This window comes from Amycolatopsis sp. NPDC023774 (genome assembly GCF_040639695.1).
Classification (GTDB): Bacteria; Actinomycetota; Actinomycetes; order Mycobacteriales; family Pseudonocardiaceae; genus Amycolatopsis.
The window spans coordinates 126,495-151,778 of record NZ_JBFAAJ010000011.1 but is presented as its reverse complement, the minus strand read 5'-3'; the positions used below and the strand labels follow the sequence as shown (position 1 = coordinate 151,778).

19 protein-coding genes are annotated in these 25,284 nt (G+C 71.6%); 6 read left to right on the top strand and 13 right to left on the bottom strand.

What is annotated here, in order from left to right:
* Nucleotides 1–3 precede the first annotated feature (3 nt).
* From AB0F91_RS23565 to nadD, 3 genes are read right to left on the bottom strand one after another with little or no spacing between them, the layout of a single operon-like run.
* Nucleotides 4–618 carry a histidine phosphatase family protein gene (locus AB0F91_RS23565; RefSeq protein WP_360600462.1) on the bottom strand — a complete coding sequence of 205 codons (615 nt, stop codon included), beginning with the start codon at nt 616–618 and terminating at the stop codon, nt 4–6.
* Nucleotides 615–1,034, bottom strand: a complete 420-nt coding sequence (gene rsfS / locus AB0F91_RS23560) for a ribosome silencing factor (protein WP_360600460.1) — start codon at nt 1,032–1,034, stop codon at nt 615–617. The genes AB0F91_RS23565 and rsfS overlap by 4 nt, the downstream gene beginning before the upstream one ends.
* Nucleotides 1,035–1,079: 45 nt before the next feature.
* Nucleotides 1,080–1,679 (bottom strand): nicotinate-nucleotide adenylyltransferase, encoded by a 600-nt coding sequence (gene nadD, locus AB0F91_RS23555; RefSeq protein ID WP_360600458.1) that lies wholly within the window; start codon nt 1,677–1,679, stop codon nt 1,080–1,082.
* Between the two features lie 413 nt (nt 1,680–2,092).
* Here nadD and AB0F91_RS23550 point away from each other — a divergent pair, with 413 nt between their 5' ends.
* The 3 genes from AB0F91_RS23550 to argS all read left to right on the top strand — a co-directional run bounded on the left by AB0F91_RS23550 (nt 2,093) and on the right by argS (nt 7,822).
* Nucleotides 2,093–4,201 carry a RecQ family ATP-dependent DNA helicase gene (locus AB0F91_RS23550; RefSeq protein ID WP_360600456.1) on the top strand — a complete coding sequence of 703 codons (2,109 nt, stop codon included), beginning with the start codon at nt 2,093–2,095 and terminating at the stop codon, nt 4,199–4,201.
* A 533-nt stretch (nt 4,202–4,734) separates the two neighbouring features.
* On the top strand, nt 4,735–6,024 hold the full coding sequence (locus AB0F91_RS23545) for an MFS transporter (protein ID WP_360600454.1): 1,290 nt from the start codon (nt 4,735–4,737) through the stop codon (nt 6,022–6,024).
* Between the two features lie 70 nt (nt 6,025–6,094).
* Nucleotides 6,095–7,822 (top strand): arginine--tRNA ligase, encoded by a 1,728-nt coding sequence (gene argS, locus AB0F91_RS23540; protein ID WP_360600452.1) that lies wholly within the window; start codon nt 6,095–6,097, stop codon nt 7,820–7,822.
* 28 nt (nt 7,823–7,850) lie between these two features.
* Here argS and AB0F91_RS23535 read toward each other — a convergent pair whose 3' ends face one another.
* Nucleotides 7,851–9,044 carry an NAD(P)/FAD-dependent oxidoreductase gene (locus tag AB0F91_RS23535; protein ID WP_360600450.1) on the bottom strand — a complete coding sequence of 398 codons (1,194 nt, stop codon included), beginning with the start codon at nt 9,042–9,044 and terminating at the stop codon, nt 7,851–7,853.
* Nucleotides 9,045–9,134: 90 nt separating this feature from the next.
* On the opposite strand from AB0F91_RS23535, the gene AB0F91_RS23530 reads away from it, so the two are divergent.
* On the top strand, nt 9,135–9,749 hold the full coding sequence (locus AB0F91_RS23530; RefSeq protein WP_360600448.1) for a TetR family transcriptional regulator: 615 nt from the start codon (nt 9,135–9,137) through the stop codon (nt 9,747–9,749).
* Nucleotides 9,750–11,057: 1,308 nt separating this feature from the next.
* Here AB0F91_RS23530 and proB read toward each other — a convergent pair.
* From proB to AB0F91_RS23505, 5 genes are all read right to left on the bottom strand, one after another.
* Nucleotides 11,058–12,164 (bottom strand): glutamate 5-kinase, encoded by a 1,107-nt coding sequence (proB, locus tag AB0F91_RS23525; RefSeq protein ID WP_360600446.1) that lies wholly within the window; start codon nt 12,162–12,164, stop codon nt 11,058–11,060.
* Nucleotides 12,161–13,672, bottom strand: coding sequence for a GTPase ObgE (obgE, locus tag AB0F91_RS23520; RefSeq protein WP_360600444.1), 1,512 nt, complete (start codon nt 13,670–13,672; stop codon nt 12,161–12,163). The genes proB and obgE overlap by 4 nt, the downstream gene beginning before the upstream one ends.
* Nucleotides 13,673–13,791: 119 nt before the next feature.
* Nucleotides 13,792–14,058 (bottom strand): 50S ribosomal protein L27, encoded by a 267-nt coding sequence (rpmA, locus tag AB0F91_RS23515; RefSeq protein ID WP_360600442.1) that lies wholly within the window; start codon nt 14,056–14,058, stop codon nt 13,792–13,794.
* 40 nt (nt 14,059–14,098) lie between these two features.
* The gene (gene rplU, locus AB0F91_RS23510) at nt 14,099–14,413 is read right to left on the bottom strand and encodes a 50S ribosomal protein L21 (protein ID WP_009081084.1); all 315 of its coding nucleotides are present in this window, start codon (nt 14,411–14,413) and stop codon (nt 14,099–14,101) included.
* A gap of 181 nt (nt 14,414–14,594) precedes the next feature.
* Complete coding sequence (locus AB0F91_RS23505) at nt 14,595–17,657, bottom strand: translation initiation factor IF-2 N-terminal domain-containing protein (protein ID WP_360600440.1); 3,063 nt, start codon at nt 17,655–17,657, stop codon at nt 14,595–14,597.
* A 506-nt stretch (nt 17,658–18,163) separates the two neighbouring features.
* Between AB0F91_RS23505 and AB0F91_RS23500 the strand changes: the two genes are divergently transcribed.
* Together AB0F91_RS23500 and AB0F91_RS23495 are read left to right on the top strand one after the other, a co-directional pair.
* Entirely contained in the window at nt 18,164–19,606 is a 1,443-nt protein-coding gene (locus tag AB0F91_RS23500) for a S8 family serine peptidase (RefSeq protein ID WP_360600438.1), read from the top strand.
* 62 nt (nt 19,607–19,668) lie between these two features.
* Entirely contained in the window at nt 19,669–20,631 is a 963-nt protein-coding gene (locus AB0F91_RS23495; protein WP_360600436.1) for a helix-turn-helix domain-containing protein, read from the top strand.
* 55 nt (nt 20,632–20,686) lie between these two features.
* On the opposite strand, the gene AB0F91_RS23490 is transcribed toward AB0F91_RS23495, so the two are convergent.
* From AB0F91_RS23490 to AB0F91_RS23475, 4 genes are all read right to left on the bottom strand, one after another.
* Nucleotides 20,687–22,618, bottom strand: coding sequence for a hypothetical protein (locus AB0F91_RS23490; protein ID WP_360600434.1), 1,932 nt, complete (start codon nt 22,616–22,618; stop codon nt 20,687–20,689).
* An 84-nt stretch (nt 22,619–22,702) separates the two neighbouring features.
* Nucleotides 22,703–23,536 carry an ABC transporter permease gene (locus AB0F91_RS23485; protein WP_360600432.1) on the bottom strand — a complete coding sequence of 278 codons (834 nt, stop codon included), beginning with the start codon at nt 23,534–23,536 and terminating at the stop codon, nt 22,703–22,705.
* A complete protein-coding gene (locus AB0F91_RS23480) occupies nt 23,536–24,339 on the bottom strand; it encodes an ABC transporter permease (RefSeq protein ID WP_360600430.1) in 804 nt (267 codons plus the stop codon). The genes AB0F91_RS23485 and AB0F91_RS23480 overlap by 1 nt, the downstream gene beginning before the upstream one ends.
* Nucleotides 24,339–25,280: an ABC transporter ATP-binding protein gene (locus AB0F91_RS23475; RefSeq protein ID WP_360600428.1), complete on the bottom strand. Its 942-nt coding sequence runs from the start codon at nt 25,278–25,280 to the stop codon at nt 24,339–24,341. The genes AB0F91_RS23480 and AB0F91_RS23475 overlap by 1 nt, the downstream gene beginning before the upstream one ends.
* Between the last annotated feature and the right edge of the window lie 4 nt (nt 25,281–25,284).

The following is a 25,284-nucleotide window of genomic DNA, read 5'->3' as shown; positions in this document are numbered from 1 at the left end:
CGATCAGCCGGTGATCCCCGCGTTGTACGCGTACAGCCGCCAAGCGTCGTCTCGACGGCCGAGCTCCACCCAGTGGCAGTTCATGATCCCGCCGAGCGACGGCCAGATCTCGATCGGCAGGCCGAGCAGCTTCGCCGTGAGCGCCACGATGAGGCCACCGTGTGACGCGAGCAGTACCGACTCGCCCGCGTCGGAATTCGGCTGCAGCAGGTCGTTCACGACCTCGCCCGCGCGCCCGGCGACGTCCACCCGGGACTCACCACCCGGCGGCGCCCACGCGGCGTCGGTGCGCCACTTGTCGCGCTCACCGGGGTACGCGGCGTCGACCTCGGGGCCGGTCATGCCCTGCCACTCGCCCAGGTGCGTCTCGCGCAGGCGCTTGTCGATGCGCAGCGGCACGCCGATCGCTTCGGTGAGCACGGTGGCCGTGTCGGTGGCGCGGTGCAGGTCCGACGCGATCACGAGGTCGGGTGAGAACCGCGCGAGCGCGGGAACGGCGAAGCGCGCCTGGTTCCAGCCGACCGGGGTCAGCGCGGAGTCGAGGTGACCCTGCATGCGGCCGGCGGCGTTGTAGTCCGTCTCGCCATGCCGCCAGAGCAGCAGCCGCTTCAGGCTCACGCGTCCAGGCCGTCCACGCTGTCCGCGGCGGCGTCGCGATCGGCCGCGGCGGCGGGCTCGAGCCCTTCGACCTCGATGCGCGGGCAGTCCTTCCACAGCCGCTCCAGGCCGTAGAACGAGCGCTCTTCCTGGTGCTGCACGTGGACGACGACGTCGACGTAGTCCAGCAGCACCCAGCGGCCTTCGCGGGCACCTTCGCGACGCACCGGCTTGTGCCCGCCGATGCGCAGCTTCTCCTCGACGTTGTCGACGATCGCACCGACCTGCCGCTCGTTCGGCGCGGACGCGATCACGAAAGCATCGGTGATCACGAGCTGGTCGGACACGTCCAGCACGACCACGTCGCTGGCCAGCTTGTCGGCTGCCGCGTGCGCGGCCGCGACGGCCAGCTCTCGTGCCTCGGACGTCGCTGCCACAGTGCTCCTTCAGGGTTCGGGGTACGCCCGGACGAGGGTACCCGGTCACTCACCTCGGTCTTTGCGGTACAGGTCCTTCTTGGCGATGTAGCGGACCACGCCGTCGGGCACGAGGTACCAGACGGGCTCGCCCCGCTCCACCCGCTCGCGGCACGCGGTGGAGGAGATCGCCATCGCCGTGACCTCGACGAGGCTGACCTTGCCGCTGGGCAGGTGGTGCGAGTTGAGCCGGTAGCCGGGGCGCGTGACGCCGATGAAGTGCGCGAAGTCGAACAGCTCGTCGGCCTTGTGCCACGTCAGGATCTGCTCCAGCGCGTCGGCGCCGGTGATGAAGAACAGCTGGTCGTTCGGATACTCCTCGTGCAGGTCCCGCAACGTGTCGACGGTGTAGGTCTGGCCGCCGCGGTCGATGTCGACGCGGCTCACGGAGAACACCGGGTTGGACGCGGTGGCGATCACCGTCATCAGGTAGCGGTCCTCGGCGCGGGTCACGACACGCTCGGACTTCTGCCACGGCTGCCCGGTGGGGACGAAGATGACCTCGTCCAGCGCGAAGCGCGACTGGACCTCGCTGGCCGCAACGAGGTGACCGTGGTGCACGGGGTCGAACGTGCCGCCCATGACCCCGATCCGGCGTGGTGACATAGCCGGTGAGCCTATACGCGCGGGCGCGCGAGGGCTCCCCGTTCCGCCTGCGACGTGCGTACTGTGCTGCTCGTTACCAATCCGACCACAGGAACGGCGGGAACGGCGCCGGACGCGGCAGCGTCCGGTTGGGTGCCCGCCTGCATCGGGTCGGATCGGCAACGTGCGAACCCGGCCTTCCCACTCCCCACGTGGAGGCCGGGCCCGCGCGCCGCGCTCCGGCGGTCAAGGGGGCATCGCCGGGTGACCGGTCACCTCCCCCGAGAGGCACCGATTGCGCCGGGGACGCGGGGTGCCTGACGCGAGTCTCGATTGTGACTTGAGTCACATAACTGTAGGTATTCGGTCGCGAGCGGTCCGTTCGTGCCACGTCCGGCTCCCGTTCTGTCGGCCGCATGGGGTAGACCGGGGACGTGGACACCACCGAAGCCCTTCGCGAGCGCGCCGAGACCCTGCTGCGTGCGCTCGCCGGCGAAACCGCGACCCTGCGCGAAGACCAGTGGACGGCGATCGAGGCCCTCGTCGCCCACCACCGGCGCGCGCTCGTCGTGCAGCGCACCGGGTGGGGCAAGTCGGCCGTGTACTTCCTGGCCACGGCCCTGCTTCGCGAGCAGGGTGCCGGTCCGACCGTCATCGTCTCGCCCCTGCTCGCGCTCATGCGCAACCAGATCTCGGCGGCCGCGCGCGCCGGGATCCACGCGGCGACGATCAACTCGGCCAACGCGCAGGAGTGGGACCAGGTGCAGGCGGCGGTGGTCGCCGGCGACGTCGACGTGCTCCTGGTGAGTCCCGAACGGCTCAACAACCCCGATTTCCGCGACGCCGTGCTGCCGAAGCTCACCGCGAGCGCGGGGCTGCTCGTGGTGGACGAGGCACACTGCATCTCCGACTGGGGCCACGACTTCCGGCCCGACTACCGCCGGCTGCGCACGCTGCTGGGCGACCTGCCCGATGGCGTGCCGGTGCTGGCCACCACGGCGACGGCCAACGACCGCGTGGCCACCGACGTCGCCGACCAGCTGGGCATCGGCACCGGCGGCGACACGCTCGTGCTGCGCGGTCCGCTCGACCGCGAGAGCCTGCGGCTGGCGGTGGCCGAGCTGCCGACGGACCAGGCGCGCCTGGCCTGGCTCGCGGAGCACCTGGCCGAGCTGCCCGGGTCCGGCATCATCTACACCCTCACGGTCGCGGCGGCGCACGACGTCGCGGCGCTGCTCGGCGAGCGCGGCTACCCGGTGGCGGCCTACACCGGCAAGACCGACCCGGCCGACCGCCAGGCCGCGGAAGACGACCTGCTGGCGAACCGGGTCAAGGCGCTCGTGGCCACGTCGGCGCTGGGGATGGGCTTCGACAAGCCGGACCTCGGGTTCGTGGTTCACCTGGGCGCGCCGTCGTCGCCGATCGCCTACTACCAGCAGGTCGGGCGCGCCGGCCGGGGCGTGGAGCGTGCGGAGGTCGTGCTGCTGCCGGGCCGCGAGGACAAGGCGATCTGGGCGTACTTCGGCTCGCTGGCTTTCCCCGACGAGCTGCGGGTGTCGCAGGTGCTGAACTCGCTCGCGTACGCCGACCGTCCACTGTCGACAGCCGCGCTGGAGCCGACCGTGGAACTGTCGCGCTCGCGGCTGGAGATGGTGCTGAAGGTACTCGACGTCGACGGCGCGGTCCGGCGTGTGCGCGGCGGCTGGGAGAGCACGGGCCAGGAGTGGCAGTACGACCGCGACCGCTACGCCCGGGTCGCGAAAGCGCGCGAGGCCGAGCAGTCGGCGATGCTCGGCTACCTTTCCACGACCGGCTGCCGCATGGAGTACCTGCGCCGCCAGCTCGACGACCCGGACGCGGCGCCGTGCGGCCGCTGCGACAACTGCACCGGGCAGCACTGGGACACGGCGGTGTCGGAGGAGGTCGTGGGCGCGACGCGCGAGCGGCTGGACCGGCCGGGCGTCGAGGTGGCTCCGCGCAAGCAGTGGCCCAGCGGGATGAAGCGACTCGACGTGCCGTTGTCGGGCCGCATCGCCGCCACCGAGCAGGCCGAGCCGGGCCAGGTGCTGGGCCGCCTCACCGACGTCGGCTGGGGCTCGCGGCTGCGCGAGCTAGTCGGGCCGGGCGCGGTCGACGACGTGGTCCCGGAGTCGGTGTTCCAGGCTTGCGTGAAGGTCCTGGCGGCGTGGCCGTGGGCGGAGCGCCCGACGGCCGTCGTGGCCGTGCCCTCGGCAACGCGGCCGGTGCTGGTGGCGAACCTGGCGGAGCGGCTCGCCACCATCGGCCGCTTGGAGCACCTGGGCACGCTGGACTCCGCCGGCCCGCCCCCGCGGCAGGCCAACAGCGCCCAGCGCCTCGCCGACCTCTGGCAGCGTCTCTCCTTGCCCGGCGACGTCGCCACCCGCATTGCCGAGACCCCCGGCCCCATCCTCCTCGTGGACGACGTCATCGACACCGGCTGGACGATGACCCTGGCGGCCCGCCTCCTCCGCAAGGCCGGTTCGAAGGCGGTGTTGCCCTTCGGTTTGGCCAGCACTTCCTGACCTCCCGCACGCCCCGGACGAGCCGCGCGGGAACCGAGACACACAAAGTCGCCGCCTGCCCCGCGACGGCAGCAATGCGCACGGGGCAACCGGCCCGCAACCGGCAGCCGTTCAGCCACCGCCGCCAGCAGCCACGGCCGGGGCTGACGGAGCGCGCGAAGGCGCTCTTGGCCTTCGGTTCCGCCAGCACCTCCTGACCCGCCCACAACCCGGACGAACCACGCGGGCCCGAGACACACAAAGTCGCCGCCTGCCCACAACGGCTGCCCACGCGCACGGGGCAACCGGCCCGCAGTCGGCAGCCGGCGGCCACCACCACCGCCAATAGCCACGGCCGGGCTGACGGAGCGCGCGAACGCAGCGTTGCGCTTGGATTCGGCCAGCACCGCCTGACCCGGGAAGCACGGCCGCGACCACGGGTCCAGGCCACCCAGGCCGTCCGACCAAATCCACTTCCAGTCGGTGAAGAACTACCGATCTCCGGGCATTTCTGGCACAGTGCCCTTCCACCCGAGCGGGAGGTGGAGGTCGCCATGGCCGGATCGACGGCGGAGGTCGCGACGAGGCACCGGTTGCCGGTGCGGAAGTTGTTCGCCGCCAGTGCCGGGAATGCGCTGGAGTGGTTCGACTGGACGATCTACGCGACGTTCAGCATCTACTTCGCGGGCGCGTTCTTCCCCTCCGGCAACGAAGCGCTGGCCTTGATCAACACGTTCGCCACCTACGCGCTCGCGTTTTTCTTCCGGCCGCTGGGCGGGGTGCTGCTCGGGCGGTTCGCGGACGTGCACGGACGTAAGCCCGCGATGATCCTGACCATCGCGCTCATGGCGGGCGGGTCGGTGGCGATCGGGGTGCTGCCGACGTTCGCGCAGGTCGGCTGGCTCGCGCCGGTGCTGCTGCTCGTGGCGCGGGTGGCGCAGGGGCTTTCGCTGGGTGGCGAGGTGTCGAACGCGTCGGCGTACCTGGGGGAGATCGCGCCGGCGAAGAGGCGCGGCCGGTATTCGTCGTTCTTCTACATCTCCACCGGGTCGGCGGTGCTGATCGCGACCGTGCTGGGGTTCGTGCTGGCGCGGACGATGGACAAGGCGCAGCTCGCGTCGTTCGGCTGGCGGATCCCGTTCCTGCTGGGCGGTGTGCTGGGGCTGGTCGGGCTGTGGTTGCGGCGGAGTCTCGCGGAAACCGAGCTGTTCGAACAGAAGAAGGAGCAGGCGCGACGCGTCGAGCGGCCGTTGCTGACCACGTTGACGCACCACCCCAAGGCCGTCGGGCAGCTCGTGGGCTTCACGATGCTGTCCACGCTGTGCTACTACACCTTCTTCAGCGCCCTCACCTCATTCGCCGTGAAGACGCGCGGGGCGAGCGACGTCGACGTGTTCCTCGCGCTCTCGATCGCCACCGCGCTGTTCGTCGCGCTGCAATACCCGATGGGCGCGCTCGCCGACCGCGCCGGACGCCGGCCGCAGCTGCTCGTGTGGTCGGGTGCGACCGCATTGGTGATCGTGCCGTTGTCGTTCCTCGTGCGGCCCGGGCTCGGCGGGCTGCTCGTGGTGTTCTGCGTGGGGCTGGGGCTCTACACGGCGATGACGTCGCTGGCGCCCGCGATCATGAGCGAGCTCTTCCCCACCGAGCTGCGCGGGCTGGGCATCGGAGCTTGGTACAACCTCACCGTCGCCCTCTTCGGCGGGACCGCGCCCCTGGTGCTCAGCGCGCTGTCCGCGGCCGGCGCGGCCACGGCGTTCTTCTGGTACGTCGCGGTCGCCGCGGCCATCGCGTTCCTCGTGGTGCTGCGCCTGCCCGAAACGAAGGGCAGCGAACTGCGGTAATCCCTTCGAGCCCGCTCCGGCCGAGTCGCTACGCTGCGGCGAATCGACTACGCGAAGAAGGAGGGACACCGTGCGCAAGCCCGAGGTTAGTGAGGAACTCGCACGACGCGTGGTGGACGCCCTCCACCGCGCGCTCGACGTCGACATCGCCCCGGCCGACGCGCTCATCGCCGTCTCGACCCGCGACGGCGTGGACTACCAGTGCAACCTCGCGATGAGCCTGGGCAAACGCCTCGGCCGCCCGCCTCGCGAAGTCGCCGCGGCCATCGTCGAGCACCTCGAGATCACCGACCTCGCCGAGCCGCCGGAGATCGCCGGACCCGGCTTCCTCAACTTCGTGCTCCGCCGCGAATGGCTCGAAGACCGCGTCAACGCGCTCGGCAGCGACCCGCGGCTCGGCGTCGAGCCCGCCACGGAACCGCGGCGCATCGCACTGGACTACAGCAGCCCGAACGTCGCGAAAGAAATGCACGTCGGTCACCTGCGCTCGTCGGTGATCGGCGACGCGATCGTGCGGCTGCTGCGCTTCGCCGGCCACGAAGTGCTGCCCCACAACCACCTCGGCGACTGGGGCACCCCCTTCGGCATGCTCATCGAGCACCTGCTCGACGAACCGCCCGCCGGGCCCAGCGGCATTGGCGACCTCAACGAGTTCTACCAAGCCGCGCGCCGAAAGTTCGACTCCGACGAAGCGTTCGCCACCCGCTCGCGCGAGCGCGTCGTGAAGCTGCAGAGCGGCGACGCCGAGACGCTCGCCACGTGGCAGGGGCTCGTCGACGAGTCCACCCGCCACTTCAACGAGGTCTACCACCTGCTCGGCATCACGCTCACCGACGCCGACATCTACGGCGAGAGCTTCTACAACCCCTACCTCGCCAAGGTCGTCGACGAGCTCGAGGCCGACGGGCTCACCGAGCTCAGCGACGGCGCCGTCTGTGTGTTCCCCGAAGGCTTCCACAACCGCGAAGGTGACCGGCTGCCGCTGATCGTCCGCAAACGCGACGGCGGCTACGGCTACGCGGCCACCGACCTCGCCACCGCGAAGTACTGGACCACCGAACGCGGCGCCACCGACCTGCTCTACGTCGTCGGCACGCCGCAGGCCCAGCACTTCGCGATGCTCTTCGCGGTCTGCCGCGCCGCGGGTTGGCTGGACGGCGTACACGCCGAACACATCGGCTTCGGCTCCGTGCTCGGCGCGGACGGCAAGGTGATGCGCACCCGCGCCGGTGAGACGATCAAGCTCGCCGACCTGCTGGCCGAGGCCGTCGCGCAGGCCGCCGAGGTCGTCGCCGAACGCAGTGAACTCAGCGAGGCCGAACAACGCGAGGTGGCGCGTGCCGTCGGCATCGGCGCGGTGAAGTACGCCGACCTCTCCGGCGACCGCGAGCGCGACTACGTGTTCGACTGGGATCGCATGCTGGCCAAGGACGGCAACACGTCGGTCTACCTGCAGTACGCGCACGCGCGGATCGAGTCGATCCTCGCGAAGGCGGGTGACCAGAGCACCGGCGCGCCGGCCACGTTGGCCGAGCCGGCCGAACGCGCCCTCGCTCTCACGCTGCTGCGGTTCGGTGAGGCACTCCGCTCGGCGACCAGCGCGTACGCGCCGCACAAGCTGTGCACGTACCTCTACGAGACGGCCGTGACATTCTCCCGCTTCTACGAGCAGTGCCCGGTCCTCACCGCCGAGACACCGGAGCTGCGGGCCTCGCGGGTGCAGCTGGCCGCCCTCACTTCGCGCACGCTCGTGCTCGGCCTGGAACTGCTCGGCATCGAAGCGCCGCGCCGGCTCTGACCCGTGGCGGGGTTGGGGCACCCCAGCCTCAACCCCGCAGCTTCGCCACCGCACCCATCGCGCGGAACATTCCCCGCGCCGCCACGCGGCCGAGCCGGCTCTCCGACACGAACTGCTCGGCACTGCGCGCCGACGTCCGGACGGCCCTGAACCCGTACTTCCGCATCTCGCGCTCGTACTCCCCCACGGCCACACGCACGTCACTGCCTGCGGAAAGGTTGCGGCACAACAACTGCGCGTCGCGCAGCGCCGTGTTGGCCCCGATGCCGCGGAACGGCGTCATGCTGTGCACCGCGTCGCCGAGCAGCGTCACCGGGCCGGCCTCCCACGGCTTGACCGGCACCGACGTGAGGATCGGCAGCCGGCTCACGGACGCTTCGGGTGAGCTCTCGACCAGATGGACCAGGTCGGGATGCCAGCCGTGGATCGAGGACAGCGCCGCGTCGCGCAGGTTGGTGTCCGATGTGGACAGCCGGCGGGAGCCGTACGCCCACATCACGTAGCTGCGGGAGTTGTCGAACAGCACGGAGTCCAATTCGGCCGTTTCGTCGTTGACCGCGACCTCGGGGAACAGGTGCGGCGCCGTGAACATGCCGCACCCGGGCGGCGCCACGACGTAGACCGGTCCGGCCTTGAAGCGGTCCCCCGCCTCGGAAACCGGGGTTTTGCCGACGATCGTGACGATGCCGGTGTCCACCCGCCGCGCGTGCGGCAGCAGCTGCGCGCGGACGCGGGAGCTCGCGCCGTCCGCGCCGATCACCAGGTCGGCCTCGGCTGTCGTGCCGTCGGCGAAGGACAGCGTCACAGCCTTCGGCCCGGCCTCGTACCGCACGAACTCCTTGTCGTGCCAAAGGATTCCGTCGAGTCCCGTCGAGAGCACCTGATGCAGCGAGATCCGGCTCACGGAGTGGTGCGCGGCGGCCGGATCCGCGGCGGCGGGTTCGCGCACCACCGCGAGCTCACGCAGCCGCTCCGTGACGAACGCGAACTCGTGGGCACTTTCCCCTGTCACCGAAAGGAATCTCTGCCACGCGTCGGGCGGCAGGCACTCGTGCAACGCGGCCGCCCCGTGTGGATCGATGTGCACGCGATAACCCTGCAGCCGCTCGGTCCGCGTGCGGCTGCGTTCGTACACGGCCACCTCTACGCCCGCGCGGACCAGGCCGTGGGCCAGGCACAGGCCACCCGTCCCGCCGCCGACGACGGCAACTCGCAAGTTCATGGTCTTCCCCTCTCGGACCATCCCATAATTATCCGTAGAGATGATTAAGTCAACCGAAAGGATGATTGAGTCATCGGCTAGGCTGATCCTGTGCCCGAGAACAGCCCTCGCCGTGCGCCGCGCGAACGTCAGCGCGACCCCGAGCGCACAAAGGCGCGCATCATCGAGGCGGCCAAGGTGGAGTTCGGCAGCAAGGGCTACGCGGCGGCGCGCGTGGGCGAGATCGCCGCGCGGGCGGGCGTGAACAAGCAGCTGATCTCGTACTACTTCGGCGGCAAGGAAGGCCTGTACACCGAGCTGAACCGCCCGGTATTCGACAGCTTCACCACGATCGCCGCACCGGATCGGGAGCTCGCGGACGTCGCCGCCGAGTTCGTGCGCTCGGGTCTCGCCGACGCCGACCTCGGCCGCCTGTTCCTCTGGGAGAACCTCACCGACGGCGAGCCGGACGCCGTCGGCGTCGAAGCCCAGCGCGAGTTCCTGCAGCGTCAGCTCGGCTACGTCCGCGCGCGTCAGGCAGCCGGCGACTTCCCGGCCGACGTCGACCCGGCGGCGCTGATGCTCGCGCTGATGGCCGCGGCCAGCGCATCGCTCGCGTTCCCGCGCGTCGTCCGAGCACTCACCGGCCAGGACCCGGGCTCGGCGGAGTTCGCCGACGGCTACGCGGAGCAGCTCGCCCGCATCGTGCGGGCGCTCAAGCCCTGACGATCAGCGCCACCAGCTCGTCGGCCACCTCCGGGCCCACCGGCGTGCGGGCGGCGAGCAGGCGAGCAGCGCGCAGGTCGCTTCCGCCCTGCCGACGCGGCAGGTCGCGCCCGCCGACGACGTGGCCGAAGCCGTGGTGTTCGCGGCCACCAACCGGACCACGACCGGCACCGTCCTGGAACCGACGGCGGCGCGCGGTTGATCACGCTCTGATGCCCCGCGGGACTTGAGCCGTGATCATGGCCCAAGTCCCGCCGTGGCGCGGGTTTCCACGGCAGTCAGACGGCCGCGGCGCTTCGTGGTCGGGCTCGGAGAGTGAGATGCCCAGCTGCGCGGCCCCGCCCCTGCTTCCCAGCCCACCGGAATCTCAGTCAACCCGGGTTTCGGCCCCAGCACGCTCAGCTACCTCACCGCGGCACGACAGCCGACGCGGCCAGCGCCGGAGATCTCCCACAATGCACAAGGGACACCCAGCCACTCGGCAAACCCCGCCCGAACACCGGCTCACCGCACCGACCGGCACCGTCAGCCCGGGTTCCCGCGCCACGGCACGCTCAGCCACCCCACCGCAGCCACGACAGCCGACACGGCCCCGCGCCGGAGATCTGCGCGAGGAACACCCAGCCACTCGGCAATCCCCTGACCGCCCTTCGGTCAACCGGACTCGGCGGCGTCAGTCCGCCTCCCGTGCCACAGCACAGGCAGCCACCCCACCACGGCCCGGAGGCGCGCCGACTCGACAAGGGAGGCCTCCCCGCAACGCCGGGCCGCCGTCAGTCCGGTCCCCACGCCACGGCGGGCTCGGCTGCCCTACCGCGGCCACGACGGCGGCCTGTAGTCGCGCCGGGTCGGTGGTGGAAGCCGAGCGCCGCGCCGGGTAGAGGATCGCCGTGTAGTGGAGGGCTCGGATCAGGGCTGAGGGTTCGTGGACTCGATCGCGTCGTCGGTCGGGAGGCGAAGCGCGCATTTCGGCGAGCTGGCGCCGAAGGACTCCCGATCGCGGGCGGTCGGTTCAGGGCTTTCCAGCTGCCGCCAGAGCGTGAGCCTGGGCGCGGTCGCGGTCCCAGGCGTAGTAGTCGAAGACCGCGCCGGCGAAGCGGGCCCAGGTCTTCCCAGTTTCCATGCCCGTCAGCAGGCGCTCGATCACGACGGGCGTCGAACGGCTCCGCCGTGCTCCCGCAAGTAGTCGCAGATGGCGCGCTTGTTCGCGGCGATCGGGCCGGCCCGCGCCCTGGCAATGCCCGGTGCCGCCGAAAACGCGGTCACACCGGGCACGCGTCGCGGCAGGTATCGACGCGTCCGTGTCGTTCAACGGCGAAGTGGCACGAGATCGTCCGCGTGGACGACCTCACGGCGGTGCTCCACGGGGACCTCGTGGCTCGACCGGCCGATCAGGTCCGGCAGCTCGCTCGCGTCGAACGCCACCACGCCGCGCGCGACCGGGACGTCCTTCGCGTCAACGAGGTCGACGACGTCGCCCGCCTCGAACTTGCCGGTCACGCCGGTGATGCCGGCCGCCAGCAGCGAACGGCGGCGCAGGATCGCGGCCACGGCACCGTCGTCGAGACGGAGGCGGCCGGACGAGTCGGCGGCGTAGCCGAGCCAGAAGCGGCGCGCGGACAGGCGGGTGTCGGCCGGGGCGAAGACCGTGCCGACGTCGGCCGAGCCGAGTGCGCCCGCGGCGTCGACGGCGGCCGCGAGCAGCACGGGGATGCCGGCGCCCGCGGCGGTGCGGGCGGCCGCGAGCTTCGAGACCATGCCGCCCGTGCCGAGGCCCGAGGAGGACATGCCGACGGAGATGCCCTCCACATCGGACTCACTCAGCACCTCGGCGATCTTGCGCGTGGCACCGTCGCGGGGGTCGCCGTCGTAGAGACCATCCACATCGGACAGAAGGATCAGTGCGTCGGCGCCGATGAGGTGGGCGACGAGGGCGGCGAGGCGGTCGTTGTCGCCGAAGCGGATTTCCTGTGTGGCCACGGTGTCGTTCTCGTTCACCACGGGCACGGCGCCGAGGGCGAGCAGCCGCGAGAAGGTGCGCTGCGCGTTGCGGTAGTGCGCGCGGCGCACCACGTCGTCCGACGTCAGCAGAACCTGGCCGACGGTGAGCGAGTACCGGCCGAACGACTCCGCGTACGCGTGGGCCAGCGCGAGCTGCCCGACGCTCGCCGCGGCCTGCTTCGTCGCCAGGTCACGCGGGCGCTTGCCGAGCGACAGCGGCGCCAACCCCGCACCGATCGCGCCCGAGGACACGAGCACGATCTGGCAGTCGCGGGCCACGCGCGCCGCGATGGCGTCGACCAGCGCGTGGAGCCGCTTGACGTCCAGGCCGCTGCCGGCGGTCGTGAGCGCGGACGAACCGACCTTGACGACGAGCCTGCGAGCTTCGGCGATCTCGACGCGCGTACCGCTCACCGGTCCAGTTCCTCCAGATCGTCGTCGAAGTCGTCCGCGAAGCCGGCGTCGTCGGAGTCCGCGTCGGAGACCGACTCGTCCTCCCCCGTCCCGTCGCGACGGATCCGCCGGGCTTCCTTGCGCTCCGCCGCGCCGACGCGGTCACTCTTCTCCAGCCGCACGTCCGTGCCGCGTCCGGATAGGTGCACCGCGACGCCGGGCGACGAGGGCTCCCACTCGAACTGCACGTCGCCGATCGTGACCGGGCTGCCCGGCTTCGCCCCCTGCTTCGCGAGCGCTTCTTCGACGCCGAGCCGGTTGAGCCGGTCGGCGAGGTAACCGACGGCCTCGTCGTTGGCGAAGTTCGTCTGCCGGATCCAGCGCTCGGGCCGGGCACCGCGCACGATGAACGCGCCTTCTTCCTCGGGATCGGCCGAGACGGTGAAGCCACTGTCGTCGATGGCCAGCGGGTGCAGCACGATGCGCTGCTGCTCCAGCACCGGCTGCGCCTCGCGGTACTCCTCCACGACCTTCGCCAGCGCGAAGGTGAGCTCCCGCAGGCCCTTGCGCGAGGCCGTCGAGACCTCGAACACCTGCAGGCCGCGGGCCTCGAACTCGGGCCGCACGAACTCGGCCAGCTCGGCGGCTTCCGGCACGTCGATCTTGTTCAGCACCACCACGCGCGGGCGCTCGTCGAGCTTGCCGCCCAGGCCCGGGGTGTACTTCGCGAGCTCTTCTTCCAGAGCGTCCACATCGGACACCGGGTCGCGGCCCGGCTCCAGCGTCGCGCAGTCGACCACGTGCACCAGCACGGCACAGCGCTCGATGTGGCGCAGGAAGTCCAGCCCCAGGCCCTTGCCCTCCGACGCGCCCGGGATCAGGCCCGGCACGTCGGCCATCGTGAACACGGTGGAGCCGGCGGTGATCACGCCGAGGTTCGGCACGAGTGTCGTGAACGGGTAGTCGGCGATCTTCGGCTTCGCGGCCGAGAGCACGGAGATCAGCGACGACTTGCCCGCGCTGGGGAAGCCGAGGAGGCCGACGTCGGCGACCGAACGCAGCTCGAGCACCAGGTTGCGCGACTCGCCGGGCTCGCCCAGCAGCGCGAACCCGGGGGCCTTGCGGGCCTTCGACGCCAGGGCCGCGTTGCCGAGCCCGCCGCGGCCGCCCTGGGCCGCGATGAACGTGGTGCCGGGCGACACGAGGTCGGCCACGAGCTCGCCGTCCTCGGTGAAGACGACGGTGCCGGACGGCACGCGCATCTCCAACGGTTCGCCGGCGGCACCGTTGCGGTTGCTGCCCTGACCCATCTTGCCGTTGCCGGCGCGGGCGTGGGGGCGGAAGTGGAAGTCGAGCAGGGTGTGGACGTTGGAGTCGACGACGAGCGTGACGTCGCCGCCGTTGCCCCCGTTGCCGCCGTCCGGACCCCCCAGGGGCTTGAACTTCTCGCGGTGCACGGAGGCACAGCCGTTGCCCCCGTCACCGGCGGTCAGGTGGATCACCGCGCGGTCCACGAACCGGGACGCCATGGCACTGCCTCACTTCACTCGCGAAGAAAAAACTGTCGGACAACACAAACGAGGGGTGGCGCCGGATATTCCGGCTCCACCCCTCGTCGGAAACTCGTGCGTGCTGAGGAAGCTGAAAATCAGGCTTCGACGGCAGCGGTCGGCACGATGTTGACCGTCTTGCGGCCACGCTTGGTACCGAACTCGACCGCACCGGCGGCGAGCGCGAACAACGTGTCGTCGCCGCCACGGCCGACGTTCACGCCGGGGTGGAACTTGGTGCCACGCTGGCGGATCAGGATCTCGCCGGCGTTCACCTCCTGGCCGCCGTAGCGCTTCACGCCCAGTCGCTGGGCGTTGGAGTCACGACCGTTGCGGGAGCTGGACGCACCCTTCTTGTGAGCCATCGCTCAAGCCTCTTTCTGAAGACTACGAAGATCCGAAGAACTACTTGGAGATACCGGTGACCTCGACGCGGGTCAGCTTCTGCCGGTGACCCTGGCGCTTGTGGTAGCCGGTCTTGTTCTTGAACTTGTGGATCCGGATCTTCGGACCCTTGGTCTGCTCCACGACCTTGCCGGTGACCGAGACCTTCGCCAACGCGTCGGCGTCCGTGGTGACCTCGCCACCGTCCACGAACAGCACGGCGGGGAAGGTGTGCTCGGTGCCCGGCTCGCCCTCGAGCTTCTCGACCTCGACGACGTCGCCGACGGCCACCTTGTACTGCTTGCCGCCGGTCTTGACGATCGCGTACGCCGACACGGAAGTCTCCTGCATTAACTCGGCCCTGTAACTACTAGGCAATCGGGTGGGGGGCTGGCGCGGACGGCCCGCCCGAAGGCGGTCCAGGTGCTCGCGCAGCGGCCTGCTCTGGTGGCAGGCCGTACTACAGGTTACGTGAGGTTCCCCGGTGGATGGACACCGGGGTCCCCTACGTGGTCTATCAGCTCTGCTCCGAGGCGTGCACTGGCGGCCCCGCCGGACGCGACGCCGCCCGGCGCGACCGGCGCCGGGTGGGTCGCGTGGCCGGAGCCGGCACGTCGACCTCGGATTCGGTGCCCGAAGTCGACGCAGCCGCCTCAGCGGTCTCGGCAACCTCGGTCTGCTCAACCGTCTCAGCCGGCTGAGCAGCTCCCTCGGCGGCCGGCGCCGGGGTCTCGGCGGCCGGGGCCGCCGTCTCCTGCGCCGTCTCCACCGTCTTCACGGCCTCGGCCAGCGGCTTCGGCTCGTCCGCGACGTGCGGCTCCGGCTCGCCTTCGTGCTCGCCCTTGTGGGAAGCCGCCTTCGACGCGTTCACCATCGCTTGCACGGCCGACACCACGGACTCGCGCTGCTCGGGCGTGGGCGCCGGGGCCGGCTCCACGACCTTGGTGTGCTCGGCCTGCTGCTCGTCGCTCTTGCCGCGGCCCCGCGAACGCCGGGAGCTCTTGGTGTCCCCGCCGCCGTTGCTGTGGTTGCCGCCGCCGTTGCCGCCGCCACCGGTGCGCTGCGGCTCGGTGGACACGATGACCCCGCGGCCCTTGCAGTGCTCACACGGCGTGGAGAACGCCTCGAGCAGGCCCGTGCCGATCTTCTTGCGCGTCATCTGCACGAGACCCAGCGACGTGACCTCGGCGACCTGGTGACGCGTGCGGTCGCGGCCGAGGCATTCGGTGAGGCGGCGCAGCACCAGCTCACGGTTGGACTCGAGCACCATGTCGATGAAGTCGATCACGATGATGCCGCCGATGTCGCGCAGCCGCAGCTGGCGGACGATCTCCTCCGCCGACTCCAGGTTGTTGCGCGTCACCGTCTCCTCGAGGTTGCCGCCCGAGCCGGTGAACTTGCCGGTGTTGACGTCGATCACCGTCATCGCCTCGGTGCGGTCGATGACGAGGTAACCGCCCGAGGGCAGCCAGACCTTGCGGTCGAGCGCCTTCGTGATCTGCTCGTCGATCCGGTGGTCGGCGAACACGTCGCCGGTGCCGGTGTAGCGCTTGAGCCGGTCGGCCAGGTCCGGGGCCACATGCTCCACGTACGAGTGAATCGTGTCGAACGCCTTGCCGCCCTGCACCTCGAGCTTGGCGAAGTCCTCGGTGAACAGGTCGCGCACGACCTTCACCAGCAGGTCGGGCTCTTCGTAGAGCATGGTCGGCGCGCCGCCCTTCTTGGCGGCACCGGCGTCGGCCTTCTCCTTGATGACGTCCCACTGCACCTTGAGGCGCCGGACGTCGCGGTCGAGCTCCTCCTCGCTGATGCCCTCCGATGCGGTGCGGATGATCACGCCCGCGTCTTCGGGGACGATCCGCTTGAGGATGTCCTTGAGCCGGCGCCGCTCGTTCTCCGGCAGCTTGCGCGAGATGCCCGTGGCCCCGCCGGCGGGCACGTAGACCAGGAACCGGCCGGGCAGGGAGATCTGCGTGGTCAGCCGGGCGCCCTTGTGCCCGACCGGATCCTTCGTGACCTGCACGAGCACGCTGTCGCCGGTGGACAGGGCCTGCTCGATCTTGCGGGCCTTGCCCTCCAGGCCGGCGGCGTCCCAGTCGACCTCGCCGGCGTAGAGCACGGCGTTGCGGCCGCGGCCGATGTCGATGAAGGCGGCCTCCATGCTCGGCAGCACGTTCTGCACACGGCCGAGGTAGACGTTGCCCACGATCGAGCCGGTGCCGGCCGAGGTGACGAAGTGCTCCACGAGCACGCCGTCCTCGAGCACGCCGATCTGCGTGGAGTCGCCCTTCTCGGCGACGACCATCGTGCGCTCCACCGACTCGCGGCGGGCGAGGAACTCGGCCTCCGACAGGATCGGGGCGCGGCGGCGGCCGGCCTCGCGGCCGTCGCGGCGGCGCTGGCGCTTGGCCTCCAGGCGCGTGGAGCCGCGGACGCTGCGCACCTCGTCGCGCGCCGGGCGCTCGGGCTGCTCGGCCTTGGCCTGGCGCACGTGGGTGACGGTGTTGGGCGGGTCGTCGGTGGTCGCCTCGGACCCGTCGTCATCCCCGCCCTTGCGACGGCGGCGACGGCGCCGGCGGCGGCTGCCACCGTCGGCGTCGGCATCGGCATCGGCGGACGAGTCCTCGGACTCGGTCGCCTCGCCCTGCTCGGAGTCGGCTTTGTCGGCCTGCTTCTCGGGCTTGGCGTCCTGCTTCTCGTCCTGCTTCGCCGAGCCGCGCTTGCGGTCCGGCTCGTCGGCGGCCTCGTCGTCTTCGGCGCCGCCCTCGTCGCCGCCCTTGCCCCGGCCGCGGCCACGGCGGCCGCGACGACGCCGGCGCCGACCGGCCGCACCGTCTTCGTCGTCGTCGGAGCGGTCGTCGGCGTCCTCGCCCGTGGTGTCCTCGGCCTGCTCGTCCTCGGCCGGCGCTTCCTCGGTGACCGGCTTCGGGCCGACGCCGAACACCGGCTCGGGCCGGCTGCGCGTGGGCCGCTCGCCAGCAGGCTCGGGCTCCGGCGGCAGGAAGACCGGCGACGGCGCGGCGAACACCGGCACGTGCACCGGGCGCTTGGCCTGCGCCGGCTCCTCGGACTCGACCTCCGCGGGCGGGTCGCTCACGACGACCGCGGGCACGGCGGCCCGGCGGACGCGGCGGCGCGGCTCGCGCTGTACGGGGGCGGCCTGCTCTTCGGCGGGCTGCTCGGTGGCCGCGGTGGCCGCGGCAGTCTCGGTTGTCTCGGTGGTCTCGGCGCTTTCGGCCTGGACGGGTTCGGGCTGAGCCGGCTGCTCAGTGACCTCGGTGGCCTCGGGGGCCGCAGTTCTCTCGGTGGCCGCGGTGACCTCGGGCGCGCTCTCGGCCGCTTCGGCCGGGACGAGCGCCTCGGCCACCTTGAACGCGACCTCGCGGGTCACGCTCGACTGCGCGCTGCGGGGGCTCTCGCCCAGCTCGGCCAGCTTGGCGAGCAGGTCGCGGCTGCTGGAGCCCAGCAGCTTGGCCAGCGCGTGCACGCGAATGCGCGGCGGCAGCTCACCCAGCTGACTGGTCACGGGTGCGGCGGTATTCCCGCCGGTCTGATCGGCGGGTGTGTCCGCGTTCGACATGTGTCTCCTCCGCCCCCGGGCGCGTCTGCCGGTTCTCACCGGTCACGACGCGGCCGCGCAGGGGCCCTTTCTGTTCGTGCCCGCCGTGGTGGTAACCAGCGGCGGGAATCCTTGCGTGGCAAACCGTGCGGTCCGCCGGGTTCGGCGAACCGGGCACGGTCAGGTCTCCTCGGCGGCGCGCCGGCCTGGCTCCGACCCCTCGCGGGCCAGCCCCACCACGTCGAGCTGCCCGGCCTCCCGGGGGCGACGCGAGTGGTGCCGGTCCGGCACTCCTCCGGACCACTCACGACGCAGGCAGGATGCCCGTCGTCGGGGCGGTCAACGTGAGTATCCCACACCCGGGGGTGCACCCGGTGTAGTCGGTGCCTTGCGCAGCCGCCCGGGCGTGCCGTCGTGGTGCGAACTCGGCCGTTCCGCTTGTCCCGCCGCCCCAGCCTGGTTACCGTGCGGCTCGGGCACGCGTGCGCGCGGGTGCCCGGCGTTTCCTGCATCCGGTAGGAGGTCCGGTGTCCCTGCTGGCGCGGCCGCTGCGCGCGGCCGTGTGCCTTGTCGCGGTGCTCTCCGGGTGCCTCGCCGCCGGGCCGGCGAGCGCGGACGAGCCGAACTGCCACCCGTCCGGGCGGACGTTGCGCTACGTCGTCGCCTTCGACCGGGGCACCTCCGAAGACTCCGCACGCGAGCAGGTCGAGGCCGCCTGCGGTCACTCGACCGGGTACTACCCGCAGATCGCCGTCGGGGTCGTCACTTCGGACGATCCGGACTTCGGATCGCACATCGGGCTCGATCGCGCGTTCAGCGCGCAGGGCACCCGCCGCGCGGCGCAGCGCGCGAGCGGCGACGCCGTGCCGCCGCAGCCCGCGCGGGCAGAGCTGCACCTCAGTAACCCGGGGCAGGTGCCCACGGCCGACCTGTCGGGTGAGCAGTGGGACATGAAGATCCTCGACGCGACCTTCGCACACCAGGTGAGCGAAGGCAGCCGTGACGTGGTGGTCGGCGTGCTCGACTCCGGCGTCGACCCGCATCATCCCGACCTCGCCGCCGCGATGGACCCTGCCGACTCGGCGGGCTGCCTCACCGGTGTCGCCGACCCGCGGCCGGAGGCCTGGCAGCCGACGACGTCGGTGCACGGCACGCATGTGGCCGGCATCATCGCCGCGGCCGACGACGGCAAGGGCGTGACGGGCGTCGCGCCCGGCGTGCGGATCGCCTCGGTGAAGGTGATCGACGACCGCGGCTACGCCGATCCCGAGGCCGCGGTGTGCGGGCTGATGTGGTCGGCGGCGCACCACCTGCCCGTGACCAACAGCAGCTGGTTCGTGAATCCGTGGTCCCTGTCTTGCGTGCGCGGCGACGACCGGGGGGTGGTCCACGAGGTGCTGGCGCGCGCCGTGGAGTACGCCACGTCGGCCGGGACGCTGAACGTCGCGGCGGCGACCAACGAAGCTGTGAACCTGACGCCGTCGGCCCACTCGGGCGTGCGGACCGCGGGTGCCGCGAAGTGTGAAGCGCTGCCGGCGGGCCTGCGTGACATCGTGGCGGTGTCGGCCGTCGGCGCGGACCGCGTCAAAGCCGGCTACAGCTCGTACGGCCTCGGTGTGGTGGATGTCACCGCACCCGGCGGAGAGGCCGGGCGCTGCGTGGTGTCGACCGTGCCCGGGGGCTACGCGCCGCTGTGCGGCACGTCGATGGCCGCGCCCCACGTCGCGGGCGTGCTGGCACTGCTGAAATCGGCGCACCCTGGCATGTCGGCCGCGGACCTGCGCCGCGCCCTGGAAACGCGGGCCACGCCCATGCCGTGCCCCGACGACTACGACCTCACCGGCGACGGCACCCAGGACGCCTACTGCGCCGGCTACGACAGCTACAACGGCTTCTACGGCCACGGCCTCGTCGACGCGCTCGCCGCCGTGACCCCGCCGGAAACGGCTCCGCCGAACCCCGCGCGCTAGGCGCTCGCGTCCCCGGGTTGGATGTCCGGACGCGGTTCCGCTGACGGGTTAGAGGAGGTCCGGTGCTCGAAGCGCTCGGCCTGACCGCCGACGAGGAGCGGGTGTTCCGCGTGCTCGTGGGCGGCTATCGCGCCGCGGCCGGCGAGGTGGCCACGCGGCTGGGGCTCGCCGTGGCGGAGGTCGAGCGGGTGCTCGGCTCGCTCGTGGCCAAGCGTCTCGTGAGCCGCACCGGCGAGCACTACGTGCCGGCCCCGCCCGATGTCTCGCTGGGACCGCTGCTGCGCCACGGCCAGTCGGAGCTCGAACGCGCCCGCGCCGCCGTGACGGAGCTGGCCGAGCAGTACCGCGACAGCGCGCGGCGGCGCGATTCGTCGCGGCTGGTCGAAGTCGTCACCGGCGCGGAGGCGATCCGGCAGCAGGCGCTGAGCCTCCAGCGCGACGCGCGCGAGGAGGTGCTGTGGTTCTGTCGCGAGGCGCCCATCGCCATGCCGGCCGCCGAGAACGACGAGGAGTTCCGCGCCCTGGCCCGCGGCGTGCGCTTCCGGGTGCTCTACGAGACCGCGCTGCTCGAAGAACCCGGCGCGATCGCGGGCCTCGCCGAGGGCGTCCGGCTGGGCGAACGGGCGCGGACCATCGCGAAACTGCCCATTCGCCTCGCTGTGGCCGACCGGGCGCTCGCGCTGTGCCCGCTCGCCGACGACGAGGCCACGGGCGAACCGACCGCCGCGCTCGTGCTGGGCAGCAGCCTGGTGACCGGGCTGGTGGCACTGTTCGAGAGCTATTGGGAACGCGCGTCTCCCCTCCGCGTCGACGGCGTCCCCGCCGACGCCCCGCTGTCGGCCGACGAGCGCCGGCTGCTGTCGCTCCTCGTCGGTGGGGTGAGCGACAAGTCGATAGCGAAGCACCTCGGGGTGAGCCACCGGACGGTCCAGCGGAGGTTGCAGGACCTCATGCAGCGGGCCGACGCGCAGAGCCGGATGCAGCTGGCGTGGCAGGTCGCGAAACTCGGCTGGCTCGACGGCTGACTGTCCACTGAGGACATGGGGCCGGGTGTCCGCCGCGGACACCCGGCCCCGTGGATCACCGCAGGGGCAATCGGTAGACGCCCGCACCCGTGCCGGCGAGGAGCCAGCGACCGTCGGCGGAGGGCAGGAGGGTGCGGACGTCGTGGTCGGCCGGTTGGGTGGGCAGCCCTGTGAAGTGGCGGCCACCGTCGTGGCTGAGGAGCACGCCTGCGCCGGGTTCGTACTTGTCGGCGGAGGAGACGTACAGGGTGCCGTCGCGGGTGAAGGTGGCGTCGGAGTAGCCGGCGGTGTCGAGCCCGGCCGCCGGGTGGAAGGTGGCCCCACCGTCGGTGGTGACCTTGACGAAGCCGGCGCCAGTGACCACGACGTGGCCGGCGTCGCGCGGGTCGACCGTCACATGGGCGACCTCGCCGTCGAAGAGCTTCCGCGCGGTGGCGCCGCCGTCGGTGCTGCGATAGAGACCGGTGACGTCGCCGATCCACACGGCACCGCGAGCACGCGGGTCGACGGCGATCGACTGCACGCCGTCGAGGCCGGCCAGCGCGTGCTGCGTCAGCGTGCGGCCGCCGTCGTGGCTCGTGTAGACGGCGGGCGTGAGGTAGCTGCCCGCGTACACCGTGCCGGGGTCGCGCGGATCCACGGCCAGCGCGCGGGAGTTGCCCGGCACGGTCGCGAACTGCTGCCACGTCGTGCCGCCGTCGCCTGAGCGTTCGACGGTGAAGCAGTCGACCTCGCAGTAGCCCTGCCGCACGCGCAGCACGGCCTTCGCCGAGACGGTCGCGAGGGCACCGATGGAGTTGCCCAAGGTGTCCGGCGCCTGGCCGGTCCAACCCCAGTCCTGGTAGCCGCGCGGGAGGTGCGCCGCGAACGGCGCCGTCGAGCGGTAGGTGCCGCTGCGCGTGGCCGCGACGAGCGCCGGGCCGACGCTCGCGAGCGCGTTGACCTCGGTGTCGGGCACGCCGATGCGCCGGAACGTCACCGAGTCCCGCGTGGTGAAGATCCCCGCGGCCGCCGCGACGACCTGTTCGCGCGGGCGGTCGGGGAAGCTGCCGATCTCGGAGTAGAGGTCGATCGCACCGGTCGCGGCCGGGCGGTCGGTCCACGTGCGGCCGCGGTCGCGGCTGACCCAGACGTCGCGGGCGCCCGCGCTGCCGTCGGGCCGCGGCGAGGCGATGGACTGGACCTCGAGCTCACCGTCGGGGGTCAACCCGGTGAACGCCATCGCGTCGTCGGCGCCCCACGGGCCGGTCAGCGTGCGGAACGTCCGGCCGCCGTCGGTGGAGAACACGGCGCTGCCGAGCACACCCGAGCCGACCACCATGCCGTCCGCGGCGGCCAGGTTCGACAGGTACGGCGTGCCGGGCACCGAGAGTTTGCGCGGCGCGCGTGGGTGGGCCAGCGCGTTGTCGACGACATGGATTTCGCTGCCGGTGGCCAGGAACAGGTGGTCGTCGTCGAGGGCGAGGTCGGTGACACCCGCCGGCGCGCCCGGGAGTTTCACCCAGTGGCCGCCGCGGTCTGTGCTGGTGAGCACGCCGTCGTCGCCCGCCGCGAACACGTCCTCGCCCGAAGGCGAGACCACCATGGACGTGAGCAGGCCGGGACTCGCGGCGACGGCGCGGAAAGTGCGCGCCGCGTCGTCGCTGCGCAGCACCTCGCCGGTGCCCGTGGCCGGGTCGGTGGCGGCGACGTAGACGACGGACCCGTCGCGCGGGTCGGCCGTGATCGCGGTGCCATTGGCGCCCAACGCACCTGGCGTGGTCCAGGTGTCGCCGTGGTCGTCGGTGCGGTAGACGGCGCGGCCGCTGTCGGGCAGCACGTACAGGCGAGCCGGGGCGGCGGGCGTGAACGCGAGGTGCCCGCCGGCGCTGTTCGGGCCGACGAGCTGCCACGGCTGCGCGTGGGCGGGCTCGGCCGAGGCGGGGACGGCCAGGGCGAGGGACAAGCCGGCGGTGACCGCGGCCAGCTTCAGAGGTCTTCCGTGCATCCGGTCAGCCTGGGGCAGTCCGGGCACGGCGTCACGATCTTCGCCGTGGCCGAAATACGACAGGTCGCACTTTGGACACCCGCGTCAGGTCAGCAGGAGCTTCGCGATCCGCCGCGTCGACCCCCAGACCCCGATCGCCGCAAGCACCAGCAGGTAGGCGAGGTTGCCCGCCATGCTCCACGAGAAGAAGCCCACGGCGAGGCCGCGCATGAGCTCGATGCCGTGGTACAGCGGGAAACACCGGACCAGCCACTGCAGCGCCTCGGGGTAGACCGTGATCGGGAAGAACGTGGTGGAGAACAGGAACATCGGCATCAGCACGAGCTGGATGTAGTCGAACTGCGACGTCGACTTCAGGTAGCTCACGAGCGTGATGCTGATGGCCGAGAACGCGAACGACACCAGCAGCGCCACCGGCAGGAGCAGCAACGCCCACCACGACGTGAGCAGCCCCATCGCGCCGGTGACGGCCATGAACGCCACCGAGTACAGCCCGCCGCGCACCATGGCCCAGCCGATCTCCCCCAGCGCGACGTCGAGCGGGCCGATCGGGGTCGCGAGCATCGCGTCGTAGGTCTTCGCGTAGCGCAGCTTGAAGAACAAGTTGTACGTGCTCTCGAACACGGCCCCGTTCATCGCCGACGACGCCAGCAGCGCCGGTGCCACGAACGCGACGTAGCTCATCGGCCGCCCGTCCGGGCCCGGCACGGTCTGGACCAGCTTGCCGAACCCGACCTGGAACGCGAGCAGGTAGAACAGCGGCTCGAGCGCTCCGGACAACAGGATCGTCCAGGATCGGCCGTAGACGGTGATCGCCCGCTCGATCAGCGCCCCGGCGCGGCCGCTGTACATGCCCGGTGGGAGAACGCGGATGAGCAGGCCGCGGCGCTGGAACTCGGGAGCTCGGACGTCGGTCATCACGCCACCAGCCGGCGGTAGAACCAGCGGTGGGCCAGGGCCCAGCCGACCACCACGAGAGCGACCAGGTACGCCACGTGCCCGAGAACCGCGAGACCACCGACGCCGCCGAGCGTGCTGGCACGGGCGAGCTGTGTGCCGTGCCACAGCGGAGAGATCCAGGCGAGCCAGCGCAGGTACAGCGGGATCTGCGTGATCGGGAAGAAAGTGCCCGAGAACAGCGTCATCGGCATCACCACGAAGCGGAAGAGCAGCCCGAAGCGCTGACCCTCGTCGAAGGTCTTCGCGGCCAGCGCGGTCATCGGGGCCGCGCACGCCAGGCCCGTGAGGGTGCCGACAAGGATCACCGCCAGGGCGCCGAAGTTCTGCCACGCGCCGAAGAACACGGCGATGAGCGCGTAGATCGCACTGGCGAGGGTGATTTTCAGGCCCGTCCAGATGAAGTGCGCGCCGACGAGCTGGCCGGCGGACACGGGCGTGGCCGTGACCGCCACGTAGTCCTTCTGCCACTTGAAGCCCGACAGGACCGGGTACGTCGAGTCGCCGACGCCCAGCTGCGCCGCACCCGAAACGAGCAATGCCGGGGCGACGTAGACGAGGTACGACACGCCGCCCGTCGCCGGGCCTGCCTGGACTTGGGAGCCGAAGCCGAGGCCCATGGCGGCCAGGAAGAGCACCGGTTGCAGGCCCGTGGAGTACAGCGTGCTCACCCAGTGGCGCCGGTACCACATCCAGTGGCCCTCGACGCGCAGCCACGCGCCGCGCCAGGGACCCACGACGCGGCCGGTCGACGCTACCGTCATCAGTCCACCAACGTCCGGCCCGTGAGCCGGAGGAACACGTCCTCCAGCGAGCTGCGCCGCACCAGGCTTGAGACCGGGCGCAGGCCGCGCTCGTGGGCGCGTTCCAGAGTGGCCTCGCCCGTCATCGTGTAGAGCAGCACCCGGTCGGGCAGGACCTCGACGCGCTCGGCCAGGTCCTCGACCGCCGAAGCCGCGCTGTGCTGTTCGCCCGGCGCGAACCGCAGCTCCACGACCTCCCGCGTGGAGTAGCGCGCGATCAGCTCCGCCGGCGAACCCTCGGCGGCGATCCGGCCGCCGTCCATGACCACGAGCCGGTCGCACAGCTGTTCGGCTTCATCCATGTAATGAGTAGTGACGATCAGCGTGGTGCCACGCGCCTTGAGCCGGAACAGGCGGTCCCACAGCAGGTGCCGGGCCTGCGGGTCGAGGCCCGTGGTCGGTTCGTCGAGCAGCAGCAGCTCCGGGTCGTTCACCAGCGATCGCGCGATCGTGAGCCGTCGCTTCATGCCGCCCGACAGCGAATCGACCGCTTTCTCCGCACGATCGGTCAGCTGCGCGAACTCCATCAGTTCCTCGGCCTTCGCGCGCACGTGCGCCCGCGACAGCCCGAAGTACCGCCCGTAGAGGTGCAGGTTCTGCCGCACCGTGAGCTCGACGTCGAGGTTGTCCTCCTGCGGCACCACGCCCAGGCGCGCGCGGATGCGCGGACCGTCGACGTCCGGGTCCATACCCAGCACGCGCAGGTCGCCGTCGGTGCGCGGCGACACGCACGCGATCATCCGCATCGTCGACGACTTCCCGGCGCCGTTGGGCCCGAGGAAGCCGAACGCCTCCCCCGGCCGCACCTCGACGTCGATGCCGCGCACCGCTTCGAACTCACCGAACCGCTTCACCAGTGCCTTCGCCTGCACCAGTGCCGGTTCCGCCGTTGCCTCTGCCACCCGG

What these genes read in the sequence shown, in the direction of transcription:
- nadD (WP_360600458.1), bottom strand. Translation starts at nt 1,679, where the DNA reads ATGTCACCACGCCGGATCGGGGTCATGGGCGGCACGTTCGACCCCGTG.
- AB0F91_RS23545 (WP_360600454.1), top strand. Translation starts at nt 4,735, where the DNA reads ATGGCCGGATCGACGGCGGAGGTCGCGACGAGGCACCGGTTGCCGGTG.
- AB0F91_RS23535 (WP_360600450.1), bottom strand. Translation starts at nt 9,044, where the DNA reads ATGAACTTGCGAGTTGCCGTCGTCGGCGGCGGGACGGGTGGCCTGTGC.
- obgE (WP_360600444.1), bottom strand. Translation starts at nt 13,672, where the DNA reads ATGGCGTCCCGGTTCGTGGACCGCGCGGTGATCCACCTGACCGCCGGT.
- rpmA (WP_360600442.1), bottom strand. Translation starts at nt 14,058, where the DNA reads ATGGCTCACAAGAAGGGTGCGTCCAGCTCCCGCAACGGTCGTGACTCC.
- AB0F91_RS23505 (WP_360600440.1), bottom strand. Translation starts at nt 17,657, where the DNA reads ATGTCGAACGCGGACACACCCGCCGATCAGACCGGCGGGAATACCGCC.
- AB0F91_RS23490 (WP_360600434.1), bottom strand. Translation starts at nt 22,618, where the DNA reads ATGCACGGAAGACCTCTGAAGCTGGCCGCGGTCACCGCCGGCTTGTCC.
- AB0F91_RS23485 (WP_360600432.1), bottom strand. Translation starts at nt 23,536, where the DNA reads ATGACCGACGTCCGAGCTCCCGAGTTCCAGCGCCGCGGCCTGCTCATC.
- AB0F91_RS23480 (WP_360600430.1), bottom strand. Translation starts at nt 24,339, where the DNA reads ATGACGGTAGCGTCGACCGGCCGCGTCGTGGGTCCCTGGCGCGGCGCG.